The following is a 13,299-nucleotide window of genomic DNA, read 5'->3' as shown; positions in this document are numbered from 1 at the left end:
GCCGCCCGCCCGGGTCGGCCGGACCTCATCGCGCGCAGACGGATCGCAGCGCCCGCCCCAGCGCGACGCCGTGCAGGGCGTCGAGCCGGTCGGCATGCCGGGTGTGTACGGCGGCCGCGGTCAGGACTCCCCCGCAGTACGGCGCGGTCCGCGCGTCGGCCGACGCGGCGATGCCCCGCACCAGACCGCCGTTGATCCGGTTGATCTCCTCGCGGACCTCACTGAGGTCCGGACGCTCCTTCGGCGCCTGGGAGGGGTCGGCGTCCCAGCGGCGGAACAGCCCTCGCTGGACCACCTTGTTGGCGTCGATCTGGTCGCGGATGATCCGGACCGTCGCCTCCGGGTCGCCGCCCGTCTCCCGCGCCTGACGGGCCACCGCGTCCAGGACCTGCTTCTCGCGGACCGGATCGTCGATGGGACTGTCCGTGCCGTACTTGGCGGCGGCGACGAGGTCGGCGGCGGCGAGACGCTGGGCCGACAGGTCGGCGAGCGGGCGCAGTTGGCCGTACGGGGCCGTGGGCGCGGTCAGCTCCTGCGGCGCGGGGGCTGGTACGGGTGCGGCGACCGCCACGGCACTTCCGGCGAACAAGGCGGCAGTCGCGGCGCAGGCGGACAGGGCACGACCCACGGTCGAGGTGAGATGCACGGAGAGTTCCCTCGCGGCTCGCTGCTGGCGTGGACCCGCCCATCGTACGAGCGCTCCGCCTGTCGCTCCGAGCAGGCCGGACCGGCCAAGCACCGCCCAGCCGGGCACCGCTCAGTCCTGCGCCAGGAACCCCGCCACCCGCCGCCTGAACCACTCCGGATCGTCCAGCCACGGGAAGTGCCCGCCGCCCGGCTGTACTTGGCACACGCCGGCTGGGAAGAGCGCCGCCAGTTCCTCGGCCCGGGCGGGGCTCGGTCCACCGTCATAGGCGCCCGCCAGTACGAGTACCGGCGCGGCCAGGGAGGCGAGGGCGGCGCGGGTGGCGGGCGGGTCGAAGGAGGCCTCGGCGTAGTACGCCTCGGAGGCCGCCGCGTTCTTCTGGGCCGGGCTCTGCGCGCGGTGCGCCTGGGCCGCCGCGTCCCAGCGCCCGTAGGTGAGCGGTGCGATGGCCTCCCAGCCGGCGCTGGGGGCACGGCCCTGCGCGATCTCCCGCAGCGCGGCCTCGGCCGCCGGGTACCAGGGCTCGTCCTTGCGCAGCGCGGCGGCCTCGCGGCGGTCCTCGTCGGTCACGGCGCCCCCGACGGCCAACGTGGCCGGGGTGACCAGGACCAGGGTGCGCATCCGCTTGGGGTGGCGGGCCGCGTACAGCGTGGCGAGGTCACCGCCCGCGGAGTGCCCGAGCACGTCGACCTGGTGGAGCCCGAGGTGCTCGCGCAGCGCCTCGATGTCGTCGACGAGAAGGTCGCAGCGGTACGTCGCCGTGTCGTCCGGCACCGCGGAGTCGCCCGTGCCCCGCAGGTCGAGCAGGATGAGGCGGCGGTGCGCCGTGAGGCCGCCGAGATCGCCCAGGTAGACGGAGGCCCGCATGGGGCCGCCCGGCACGCAGAGCAGCGGCTCGCCCTCCCCCTTCTCGTGGTAGGCCAGCTGGGTCCCGTCGTACGCGCTGAATACCGGCATGCCGGGGATCATCACATCCCGGCACGGTCCGGGCAACGCCGGTGCGCGTCGGCCCACCGGCCCGACGGCCGTGCGAGATCTCTTGACGGCCACCTCGGGGACTGGATTACTGACCTCGACAGAAGATCGACGACCGAATGATCGGTCGCCCGTTCGGGACGGGAGAACCCTTTATGACGCGTATGCCGCCACAGCTGGACGCGGCGGAACAGCTCGGCCCCCGCGAACTCGGGGCGTTGCAGCTGGAGCGCCTTCAGGACACCTTGCTGCACGCGTACGAGAACGTCCCGTTCTACCGGGCGGCCTTCGACCAGGCGGGCCTGCGCCCCGACGACTGCCGTTCGCTCGCCGACCTGGCGCGATTCCCGTTCACCACCAAGGACGACCTGCGGGCGAACTATCCGTTCGGGATGTTCGCGGTGGAGCAGTCCGAGGTGCGCCGGCTGCACGCCTCCAGCGGCACGACGGGCCAGCCGACGGTCGTCGGGTACACCGAGCGCGATCTGTCCATGTGGGCGGACGTGGTGGCGCGCTCGATCCGCGCCGCGGGCGGCAGGCCCGGCGACAAGGTCCATGTCGCCTACGGGTACGGCCTGTTCACCGGCGGTCTGGGCGCCCACTACGGCGCCGAGCGGCTCGGCTGCACGGTCATTCCCGCGTCCGGCGGCATGACGGCACGTCAGGTCCGGCTGATCCTGGACTTCCGCCCCGAGATCATCATGGTGACCCCGTCGTACATGCTCACGCTCCTGGAGGAGTTCGAGCGGCAGGGCATCGATCCCCGTACGACGTCCCTGCGGGTCGGCATCTTCGGCGCGGAGCCGTGGACCGAGGAGATGCGGCACGAGATCGAGGAGCGCTTCGCGATCGACGCGGTCGACATATACGGACTGTCGGAGGTCATCGGCCCGGGCGTCGCCCAGGAGTGCGTGGAGACCAAGGACGGGCTGCACATCTGGGAGGACCACTTCTATCCCGAGGTCGTCGACCCCATCACGGGCGAGGTGCTGCCGGACGGGGAGCGCGGCGAACTGGTCTTCACCTCCCTCACCAAGGAGGCCATGCCCGTGGTCCGCTACCGCACGCGCGATCTGACGCGGCTGCTTCCAGGTACGGCCCGGGTCTTCCGGCGGATGGAGAAGGTGACGGGCCGCAGTGACGACATGGTGATTTTGCGCGGGGTCAATCTCTTCCCCACGCAGATCGAGGAGATCGTGCTGCGCACGGCCGGCGTCGCGCCGCACTTCCAGCTGCGGCTGACCCGCGAGGGGCGCATGGACGCCCTGACGGTGCGGGCCGAGGCGCGCGCCGACACGCCGGGCGAGCGGCGCGAGGCGGCGGCCCGGGAGATCGCCGCGGCCGTGAAGGACGGCATCGGTGTCTCGGTCGGCGTGGACATCGTCGACCCGGAGACGATCGAGCGTTCGGTGGGCAAGTTCAAGCGGATCGTGGATCTGCGGGAAAGGGCGTAGAGCCTCGTCATGGCAGTGTCACGGCACGCTCCAGCCGCCGACGGATGGGTTCCATCTGTTGATGGTCCATCGGCAAGGCCTCCTGGAGGTCCTTCAGGTCGTCCAGCGCTTCACGGATACGTCGCCTGCGGGGGCCGCAGGCCAGGAAGCGTTCCAGTTCCGCGGCCGCCTCGCCCCACGCGTCGGCCGCGCAGTGGACCACCAGAAGATTGCCTCGCGCATGGGCGGCCGCGGGGCCTTCACCGCCCGCCTCAGCGGAGTAGACCTCCACTGCGCGCCGGATGTGGTCACCGGCCTCCGGCCGCCGCAGCAACCTGAGGACCACCGCGCATTCCAAGTGGTACCAGGCGTTGTCGGGCCGGATGTGCAGAACGTGGTAGCAGTCGGCGAGCGCGTCCTCGTACCGCCCCAGCGCCCGGTATGCCAGCGCGCGCTTGGACAACCTCCAGGGTTCTTCCGGATCCACCTCGATGGCACGGTCGTAGTCGGCCACGGCCTCTTCGTAGCGGCCCAGGGCCCGGTACGCCTCTCCCCTGCCCACGAAGGCCCATTCGTCCGTCGGATCGAGCGCGATCACACGGTCGTAACCGGCGAGCGCGTCCTCGTACCGCCCCAGCAAGCGGAGAACGAAGGCCCGGTTGGAGAGGATCCAGGCGGTGCCCGGGAGCAGCTCGATGGCACGGTCGTAGTCGGCCAGCGCGTCTTCGTACCGCTCGACGCGCTGAAGGAACTGGGCGCGCACAACCCACATCCAGACCCGCGCGGGAGCCATCTCGATGGCACGGTCGTAGTCGGCCCGGGCGTCGTCGCAGCGCCCCATCTCCTCAAGGGATTGCCCCCGCCGGACCACGTGCCAGGGTTCTCCCGGCTGTAGTCGGATGGCGCGGTCGTAGTCGGCCACGGCCTCTGCATAGCGGCCCATGGCCCGATAGGTGTGCCCCCGGCTGGCGATGACCCACGCGCCTTCCGGGTCCAGTTCGATCGCACGGTCGTGGTCAGCCAGCGCATCGTCATAACGGCCCATGGCCTGGTACGTCTCCGCGCGGTTGCCGATGACCCACGCGCCGTGCGGCTTGGCTTCACCGGCGCGGTCGTGGTCGGCCAGCGCCGCCTCGAACCGGTGGGCGGAGCGATGGATCTGGGCGCGCACGGTGCACGCCCAGGCCCGAGTGGCCTGCTGCTCAGCGGCGTGGTCGTAGTCGGCGAGAGCTTCCTCAAGACGACCCATGGCCTGGTAGACCATGCCACGCCGGACAACGGCCCAGGCATCGTCCGGTTTGCGTCCGATGGCTTCGTCGCAGTCGGCCAGAGCCTCGGTGTAGCGGCCCATGGTCCGGTAGATGTCCCCCCGGTGGACGAGGGCCCACCAACCCACGTCGTCGTCGCTCTCCTTCAGACGGCCGAAATCAGCGAGGGCGTCGTCGTAGCGGCCCATCGCCTCATAGGTCTGTCCGCGGGCCAGGATGCTCCAGGGGTCGTCGGGCTCCACGTCCATCGCCCTGGAAAGGCTGTGCAGTGCCTGGTCGTAACGCCCCATCAGCCGGAGGGTCTCACCCTGACCGTACAGCGCACGGGCGAAGTCCGGATTCGGCGCCAGAGCGGAGGCGTAGTCCGTCAAGGCCGCTTCGTACTCGCCGGACCTGCGGTGTTGGCGGCCTCGGAGCATGTGGGCCGAGGCGCGGTCCTCGGCGCGGAGTTCCGGGGCGGCGAGTACCAGTGACAGAGCGGAGATCAGGTCGTCGGCGGGCTCTCCGAACGCGGCGGCGAGCAGGTCCCCCCACGAGGTGAGCCGCTCGTCCGCGGAGTCCTTCCCGGCTTGGACGACCATGTGTATCCAGCGCCGCAGAACGGCGGTGCCCGCGTCGCAGGCCCGCACGAGGTCGTGCAGGACGTCCGGCAGGGCGTGGTCGGGGCGCGCGCACAGGCGGTGGTACGTCTCGTTGAGCCGGTGCTCCCGCCAAACGCTGTGCGACCGGCCGTCGTTGGGTGCGAGCGTCTCCTGGAGAGCCTGGCCTCGCCGGCGATGGATGTCGGCGAGCCGCGTGTGCTGCTGTTGCCAGCGCGTGGGTGACTGGGTGCGTTGCAACCGGAGCATGGCGGCGCGGACGACGTCGTGGTAGCGGCAGCGGCCGGCCTGGCCGGTGACGAAGGGGAGACCGCGCAGCCAGCCGTACTGATCGGCCAGCGCCTCGGGGACCGTCTCCCGGTAGATGTCCTCGTCCATTTGCAGGGGCAGTGCGCAGGCCTGGGCCGCGGCCCGTTGCTCGGGGGTCGACACCCACTTCAGGAACCGTTCGACCGCGGTCTCGGAAGGGTCGGCGACCTCCCCCGGCTCCTGGGGGCGGTTCAGTGCGAGCGTGTCGACCAGAACCGGCAGCCGCCCCGTCAGATGCAGGATGACCTGGATGGTCTCTTCATGCGTGACGCCCCGGGCCGCCAGCAGTTGCCGGGCCTCCTCCTCGGTGAAGACCGCGAGCGGGATGTCGGCCACCAGATCCAGATGGTCTCCCCAGCACCGGGCGTCGAGCCGCCCCTGACCGGACAGGACGGCCAGGACGTTGACGGGCAGGCCCGGGTACTCCTCACCGACCAGGATGTCCCGCAGCCACTCGTTCAGAACGGGGCTGGTCCGCTCGAAGACGTCGAAGAACAGCACGACACGCGGACTCCGTGCGGCCGCCTCCGCCAGGTCGTCCATGAACACCGGCGTCAGCATCCGCACGGGAGACAGCACCAGTTGGATATCGGCGTGGTTGCGGAACCGGCCACTGAGCGAGGCACGTATCCGATCGGCGCCCTGGGCGAGCTGCTGCGGGTCCATGGCGCCGGCGACCGCACCCATGCCCGGCACCATCCCGAGCCCGGCGAGACCTGCCTGCGCCGCGATGGTGCTGGAAGGCGACGCCGTGGGCGACGCCCCGCCTCCCGCGTCCTGCGCACACCCCACCCCCGCCACGGTCAGGGGCGATTCGGCTTCATGACGCCGCTGTCGATAGGCCGCGAGCAGCTTCTTGAACCCCTTCAGTGCCACGCCCTGGCGCTCGAACTGGGCGCTGATCGCTTCCATCGCCTCGATCACGCTGTGCACGTCGTCATCGAGGTAGGCGGTGAGCGCCCCCGCCTCGCGCGCCAGGGCCTCCCACTGCCGCACCATCGACGTCTTGCCGACCCCTGCCTGGCCGTGGACGTGGAAGAGATACTGAAAGGCGTCGTCCGCGGGGTCCCGGGAGAGGTTGTCCCGGAACACGCCCAGCTCGCCCTGGCGGCCGACGAAGCCGGTTCGGCGACGGCGCCTGTTCAGGTTCTGCCGCGACGGCTGCCGCTCCGCCAACTGCCCCACCCCCTGCCTCACATGATGCCGTCACCGAAGCGGTCCCGCAGCTCCCGCTTGAGGATCTTCCCGCTGGCGTTGCGCGGCAGCTCGTCCACGAACAGGACCCGCTTGGGCGCCCTGAAGTGGGCGAGCTTCTCGCGGGCGTGGGCGATGAGTTCGGCCTCCGACAGCTCCGCGTCCTTGCGTACGACGACAGCGGTGACCGCCTCGATCCAGCGTTCGTCCGGCAGCCCGATCACGGCGGCCTCCGCGACGCCCGGGTGGGCGTACAGTACGTCCTCGACCTGGCGGGAGGCGACGAGCACGCCACCGGAGTTGATGACGTCCTTGACGCGGTCCACGACGGTGAAGTAGCCCTCCGCGTCCCGCACGGCGAGGTCCCCCGAGTGGAACCATCCGTCGCGGAACGCCTCGGCGGTCTCCTCCGGCTTGTCCCAGTAGCCGTCGCACAACTGCGGTGAGCGGTAGACGACTTCGCCCCGACTGCCGTCCGGCACCTCACGGCCGTCCTCGTCGACGACGCGCGCCTCGACGAACAGGACGGGTCGCCCGCAGGAGTCCATCCGCCCCTCGTGCTCGTCGGGTCCGAGGACGGTGGCGAGCGGGCCGATCTCGCTCTGCCCGAAGCAGTTGTAGAAGCCGAGACCGGGCAGTGTGGAACGCAGTCGTTCCAGGACCGGCACCGGCATGGCCGACGCGCCGTAGTACGCCTTGCGCAGCGCGCCGAGATCGCGGGTGGCGAAGCCGGGGTGGTTCGCGAGGCCGATCCACACGGTGGGCGGCGCGAACAGGCTGTCGGCGCGCCCGGCCTCGACGAGGTCGAGGATCCGCTCGGCGTCCGGCCCGTCGAGCACGGTGTTCTCGGCGCCGACCGCGAGGTAGGGCATGAGGAAGACGTGCATCTGCGCCGAGTGGTAGAGCGGCAGCGAGTGGACCGGCTTGTCGCCCTCCTTGAGGTCCAGGGCGGTGATCGCGCTCGCGTACTCGTGCACGAGCGCGCGGTGGGACATCATGGCGCCCTTCGGCCGGGCGGTCGTGCCCGAGGTGTAAAGCAGCTGCGCCAGATCGTCGCCGCCGGGGCCCTGTCCCTCGTACGGGGGTGACGCGGCGAGCCGCGCGAGCAGCGAGCCGTCCGTGTCGCGCAGGGGCAGGGCCGGCACGTCGGCGGGGAGGCGCCCGGCGAGGTCCGGGTCGGTGAGGACGAGCGAACTGCCGGACTGGCGGAGGATGTACGTCAGGTCGTCGCCGGTGAGGTTCTGGTTGACCGGCACGTGGACCAGGCCCGCCCGGGCGCAGGCGAGGAAGCCGATCAGATAGGCGTCGGAGTTGTGGGCGTAGGCGCCGACCCGCTCGCCCGGCACCAGGGCGTGGTCGCGCAGTACGCGGGCGGCGCGCGAGACGGCGTCGTCCAGTTCCTCGTACGTCCAGGACCGCTCGCCGTAGCGCAGTGCCGTCCGGCGCGGTGTGCGGCGCGCGCTGCGGCTGAGGACTGCGTCGACCGTGCTCTCCCGTACACCCGTCATGGCGTGATCCTGTGCCTCCCGCGGCACCCGGGTCAAGGGACCACACGGCACGCCACCCGGCGGGACGCCACAGCACCCCGGTCAACGGACCCCACAGATGACATACCGCTTGGTACGCTCAACCGCCCCTTCCGTCAACGCTGTTGGGAGGCACCCTTGCGTACCCGTACGAGACGTCTGGCCGCCGCCGGGATCACCTTGCTCACCGCGGTGGCCCTGCTGCCGGCCGGCGCGGTGGCCGCTCCGCGCGACGCGCATCCGTCGGGCGGCGGCCTGCACGCCACCATCCGCTATACGCAGTACGGCATTCCGCACATCCTCGCCAAGGACTACGCCGACCTCGGCTTCGGCACCGGCTGGGCGCAGGCCGCCGACCAGGTGTGCACGCTCGCCGACGGTTATGTGACCGTACGCGGCGAGCGCTCGCGCCACTTCGGGGCGGACGCCTCCCCCGGCGCCGCCCTGTCGTCGGCCTCCACGAACCTCAGCAGCGATCTGTACTTCCGCGGTGTGCGGAAGGCCGGGACCGTGGAGAAGCTCCTGAAGCGGCCCGCCCCCGCGGGCCCCAGCCGGGAGACGAAGGAGCTGATGCGCGGCTTCGCCGCGGGCTACAACGCCTGGCTGGCACAGAACCGCGTCACCGACCCGGCCTGCGCGAAGGCCGACTGGGTCCGCCCGATCACCGCGCTCGACGTGGCCCGGCACGGCTTCGCCGTGCAGGTGCTCGGCGGGCAGGGGCGCGGCGTCGACGGCATCACGGGCGCACGGCCGCCGGGCGACACGGCCAGGGACCGCGTGGCCGATCCGCGCCGCTCGGCACAGGCCGCCCGGGAGCTGTTCTCGGCGCGGGACTCCGACATGGGCTCCAACGCCGTCGCGTTCCACGGTGGGACCACCGCGAACGGCAGGGGCCTGCTGCTCGGCAACCCGCACTACCCCTGGCAGGGCGGGCGCCGCTTCTGGCAGTCGCAGCAGACCATCCCGGGCGAACTGAACGTGTCCGGCGCCTCGTTGATCGGCACCGGCGCGATCAACATCGGCTTCAACGGTGACGTGGCGTGGAGCCACACCGTCGCCACCGGCGTCCCCCTGAACCTGCACCAGCTCACGCTGGACCCGGCCGATCCGACCACCTACCTGGTGGACGGCAAGCCGCACAGGATGACGAAGCGGACCGTGACGGTGCCCGTGAAGGGCGGCGCCCCGGTGACCCGCACCCAGTGGTGGACGCGCTACGGCCCCGTCATCACCGGCTTCGGCCCGCAGCTGCCGCTGCCCTGGTCCGCGACCACGGCGTACGCGCTCAACGACCCGAACGCCGTGAATCTGCGCGGCAACGACACCGGTCTCCGCTTCGGCAAGGCCCGGTCCACCGCCGGCATCCTCAAGGCCCTGCGCGACACGCAGGGGCTGCCCTGGGTGAACACCGTGGCGGCGGACCGGCGCGGCCGGTCGTTGTTCACGCAGTCGCAGGTGCTTCCCCGCATCACCGACGAGCTGGTGCGGCGTTGCAGCACGGACCTCGGCAAGGTCACCTACCCGGTGTCGGGCGTCGCCGTGCTCGACGGCTCGCGGGGCGCGTGCGCACTCGGCTCCGACAAGGACGCCGTGCAGCCCGGGATCTTCGGCCCTTCGCGGATGCCGACGCTCAAGGACGCCCCGTACGTGGAGAACTCGAACGACAGCGCGTGGCTGACCAACGCGGACCGGCCGATCACCGGCTATGAGCGGGTCTTCGGATCCCTCGGCACCCAGCGCTCGGTGCGCACGCGCGGCGCCATCGAGGACGTCTCCGCGATGGCGAAGAGGGGCGGCCTGACGGTCGGGGACCTGCAACGCCAGCAGTTCGCGAACCGCGTGCCCGTGGCGGATCTCGCCGGGGAGGACACCGCGAGGGCGTGCGCGGCACTGCCCGGCGGGACCGCGACGGGCAGCGACGGCAAGCCCGTCGACGTGTCCAAGGCCTGTACGGCGCTGGCGCGTTGGGACCGCACCATGAACACCGACAGCCGGGGCGCGCTGCTCTTCGACCGCTTCTGGCGCAAGCTGACGGCGACGGTGCCGAACGCGCGGCTGTGGAAGGTGCCGTTCTCCGCGGCCGACCCGGTGCGCACGCCGAACACCCTCGACACGACGGCACCGGAGTTCCCGAGGGCGCTGGCCGACGCGGTGGCCGAGCTGAACGCGGCGGGGATCGCGCTCGACGCGCCGCTGGGCGAGAACCAGTACGTCGTACGCGGCGGCGAGCGCCTGCCGATACACGGTGGCACGGAGTCCCTCGGTGTGTGGAACAAGATCGACCCCACCTGGAGCGCGAAGGAGGGCTACACCGAGGTCACGCACGGGTCGAGTCACATCCAGGCGGTCGGCTGGAGCGAGGGCCGCTGCCCGAAGGCCCGTACGCTGCTGACGTACTCTCAGTCCGCCGACCCCAACTCGCCGTACTACAGCGATCAGACGCGGCTTTACGCGAAGGAGCGCTGGGTGACGTCGCGCTTCTGCGAGAAGGACATCCGTGAGGATCCCGCGCTGAAGGTGGTGCGGGTGCGCGAACGCCGTTGAGTCCGCACGGCAGTTGAGCGTCGGGGGCCGGGCGGCGGCGTGGCCCGGCCCTTCGCTCACATGGCGCGCTCGCGTCCCTCCCAGTACGGGTCGCGCAGCCGCCTCTTGTACAGCTTGCCGTTCGGGTCGCGGGGCATCGTCTCGATGAAGTCGACGCTCCTGGGCCGCTTGTAGCCCGCGAGGCGGTGCTCGCAGTGGGCGAGGATCTCGGCGGCGAGGGCATCGTCGGCGGCCCTGCCCTCGGCGACCTCGACGACGGCCTTGACCTGCTCGCCCCAGTCGTCGTGCGGGATCCCGAAGGCGGCGGCGTCGGCGACGGCGGGGTGCGTGAGCAGCGCCGACTCGATCTCGGCGGGGTAGATGTTCACACCGCCCGAGATGATCATGTCGATCTTGCGGTCGCGCAGGAAGAGATAGCCGTCCTCGTCCAGCAGCCCGAGGTCGCCGACGGTGAAGAAGTCGCCGATGCGGTTCTTCCTCGTCTTCGACTCGTCCTTGTGGTACGAGAATCCGCCGGTGGTCATCTTCATGTAGACGGTGCCCAGTTGACCGGGCGGCAGGCGGTTGCCCTCGTCGTCGAAGACGGCCAGCTCGCTGATGGGCCAGGCCTTGCCGACCGTGCCGGGCTTCTTCAGCCAGTCCTGCGCGGTGGCGAAGGAGCCGCCGCCCTCACTGGCGGCGTAGTACTCCTCGACGCACTCGCCCCACCAGTCGATCATCGCCCGCTTCACGTGGTCGGGGCAGGGGGCGGCGCCGTGGATCGCGTGCCGCATCGAGGACACGTCGTACGCGGCCCTCGTCGCGTTCGGCAGCGCGAGCAGGCGGTGGAACTGGGTCGGCACCATGTGGGTGTGCGTGCACTTGTGCGCGTCGATGAGACGGAGCATCTCCTCGGGTGTCCACTTGTCCATGACGACCAGCGGATGACCGATGTGCAGGGCGGCGCCCGCGAATTGGAGGACGGCGGTGTGGTAGAGCGGTGAGCAGACCAGGTGGATGTTGCCGTCGAAGGGCTTGATGCCGAAGATGCCGAGGAAACCACCGAGGTAGGACTCCTCGGGGAGCTTGCCGGACAGCGGTCGGCGGATGCCGCGGGGGCGGCCGGTGGTGCCCGAGGTGTAGTTCATGACCCAGCCGAGCGTGCGGTCCTCGGGTACGGACTCCGGTTGCCCGTCCATGAGTTGGCGGTAGGGTCGGAATCCCGGGACGTCGCCCACGGCATAGCGGTGGGTCGCCGGGAGCGCCGCCTCGTCGGCCGCCGCCACGGCCGCGTCGGCGAACCTCTCGTGCGCGATCAGCACCTTGGCGCCCGAGTCGGCGACGATCCAGGCGATCTCGGGGCCCACCAGGTGGTGATTGACAGGGACGAGGTAGAAACCGGCCTGGGCGGCGGCCAGGTACGCGGTGAAGAACTCCACGCCGTTGGGCAGGACGACGGCGAAGGCGTCGCCGCGCTCCAGACCTGCGGCCCGGAGCCCGTGCACCAACTGGTTGACGGCGCCGTGCAGTCGGCCCGCCGTCCACTGCTCGCCGCCGGGGGCGATGAGGACGGTGCGGGCGGGGTCGGCGACGGCCTGCGCCCAGAAGCCGTTCGGCGGGGCGCTGTTGGCAGGTGTGCTCACGACTGGCTTCCCCTTCCCGCGATGCGGTTGATCCGGTCGACGGCCCGCTCGAAGCCGCGCGTCAGATCGTCGAAGACGGCTTGGACGGCGCGTTCACTGTTCATCCGGCCGACGATCTGCCCGACCGGGGTGCCGAGCAGGTTCTGCACCTCGTACTTCTGGATGCGCGAGACGGCCTCGGCGACGAGGAGCCCCTGGAGCGGCATCGGCAGCGGCCCCGGCCCCTGCGGGTCGTCCCACGCGTCGGTCCACTCCGTACGCAGCTGGCGCGCGGGTTTGCCGGTCAGGGCCCGGGAGCGGACCGTGTCGCCGGAGCCGGCCGCCAGGAGTTTTCGGGTGAGGGCGGGCGAGTGGAGGTCGGCCTCGGTGGTGGTGAGCCACAGGGAGCCGAGCCAGACGCCCTGGGCGCCGAGCGCGAGAGCGGCCGCGATCTGCTCGCCGCTGCCGATGCCCCCGGCGGCGAGCACCGGCAGCGGCGCGACCGCCTCCACGGCCTCGGGGGTGAGCACCATGGAGGCGATCTCGCCGGTGTGGCCGCCCGCCTCGTACCCCTGGGCGACGACGATGTCGATGCCGGCGTCCGCGTGTTTGCGGGCGTGCCGGGCGCTGCCCGCGAGGGCGGCGACGAGGATGCCGTGGGCGTGCGCGCGCTCGATGACGTCGGCCGGGGGTGAACCGAGGGCGTTGGCGAGGAGTTTGATCGGGTAGTCGAAGGCGACGTCGAGCTGGTCGCGGGCGACCTGCTCCATCCAGCCGGTGATGCGCCAGCCGGACGCCTCGCCCTCGGCCAGCTCGGGTACGCCGTGCTTGGCGAGGGTGTCCTTGACGAACTGCCGGTGCCCTTCCGGGATCATCGCCTCGACGTCGGCCTCCGTGACGCCTTCGACCTTCTTGGCGGGCATGACGACATCGAGCCCGTACGGCATGCCGTCGACGTGCTCCTGCATCCAGTCGAGATCCCCGGCCAGGTCGTCGGGTGCCGTGTAGCGGACCGCGCCGAGCACCCCGAGCCCGCCCGCCCTGCTGATGGCGGCGGCCACCGCGGGGAAGGGCGTGAAACCGAAGATGGCGTGCTCGACTCCCAGTCTCCTGCTCAACTCCGTCTGCATGGCCGCAGGATGCCGCAGCGGCCCGGCCGACGGAAGAGGTTTCCTGATGCTGCGTCAGATTGTTGGGCGGACGC

The 13,299-nt window shown here is 71.4% G+C and carries 8 protein-coding genes; 2 read left to right on the top strand and 6 right to left on the bottom strand.

Features of this window, described 5'->3' with window-relative positions:
- Positions 1-25 precede the first annotated feature (25 nt).
- Entirely contained in the window at positions 26-646 is a 621-nt protein-coding gene (gene aroQ, locus IG54_RS0100705) for a gamma subclass chorismate mutase AroQ (RefSeq protein ID WP_030775740.1), read from the bottom strand.
- A gap of 111 nt (positions 647-757) precedes the next feature.
- A complete protein-coding gene (locus IG54_RS0100700) occupies positions 758-1,603 on the bottom strand; it encodes an alpha/beta fold hydrolase (protein WP_030775738.1) in 846 nt (281 codons plus the stop codon).
- A 182-nt stretch (positions 1,604-1,785) separates the two neighbouring features.
- Between IG54_RS0100700 and paaK the strand changes: the two genes are divergently transcribed.
- On the top strand, positions 1,786-3,075 hold the full coding sequence (gene paaK, locus IG54_RS0100695) for a phenylacetate--CoA ligase PaaK (RefSeq protein WP_030775735.1): 1,290 nt from the start codon (positions 1,786-1,788) through the stop codon (positions 3,073-3,075).
- A 7-nt stretch (positions 3,076-3,082) separates the two neighbouring features.
- Here paaK and IG54_RS0100690 read toward each other — a convergent pair whose 3' ends face one another.
- Together IG54_RS0100690 and IG54_RS0100685 are read right to left on the bottom strand one after the other, a co-directional pair.
- Positions 3,083-6,406, bottom strand: coding sequence for a tetratricopeptide repeat protein (locus IG54_RS0100690; RefSeq protein WP_158708764.1), 3,324 nt, complete (start codon positions 6,404-6,406; stop codon positions 3,083-3,085).
- 17 nt (positions 6,407-6,423) lie between these two features.
- The gene (locus IG54_RS0100685) at positions 6,424-7,932 is read right to left on the bottom strand and encodes an acyl-CoA synthetase (protein WP_030775729.1); all 1,509 of its coding nucleotides are present in this window, start codon (positions 7,930-7,932) and stop codon (positions 6,424-6,426) included.
- A gap of 156 nt (positions 7,933-8,088) precedes the next feature.
- Between IG54_RS0100685 and IG54_RS0100680 the strand changes: the two genes are divergently transcribed.
- Complete coding sequence (locus IG54_RS0100680; protein ID WP_030775726.1) at positions 8,089-10,494, top strand: penicillin acylase family protein; 2,406 nt, start codon at positions 8,089-8,091, stop codon at positions 10,492-10,494.
- A 56-nt stretch (positions 10,495-10,550) separates the two neighbouring features.
- Here IG54_RS0100680 and IG54_RS0100675 read toward each other — a convergent pair whose 3' ends face one another.
- Together IG54_RS0100675 and IG54_RS0100670 are read right to left on the bottom strand one after the other, a co-directional pair.
- Positions 10,551-12,116, bottom strand: coding sequence for an acyl-CoA synthetase (locus tag IG54_RS0100675; RefSeq protein ID WP_030775723.1), 1,566 nt, complete (start codon positions 12,114-12,116; stop codon positions 10,551-10,553).
- Entirely contained in the window at positions 12,113-13,225 is a 1,113-nt protein-coding gene (locus IG54_RS0100670; RefSeq protein WP_030775720.1) for a nitronate monooxygenase, read from the bottom strand. The genes IG54_RS0100675 and IG54_RS0100670 overlap by 4 nt, the downstream gene beginning before the upstream one ends.
- Between the last annotated feature and the right edge of the window lie 74 nt (positions 13,226-13,299).

The sequence above is a fragment of the Streptomyces sp. NRRL S-920 genome (assembly GCF_000717945.1).
GTDB classification, from domain to species: domain Bacteria; phylum Actinomycetota; class Actinomycetes; order Streptomycetales; family Streptomycetaceae; genus Streptomyces; species Streptomyces alboniger.
This window is presented reverse-complemented; position numbering and strand designations above follow the sequence as displayed.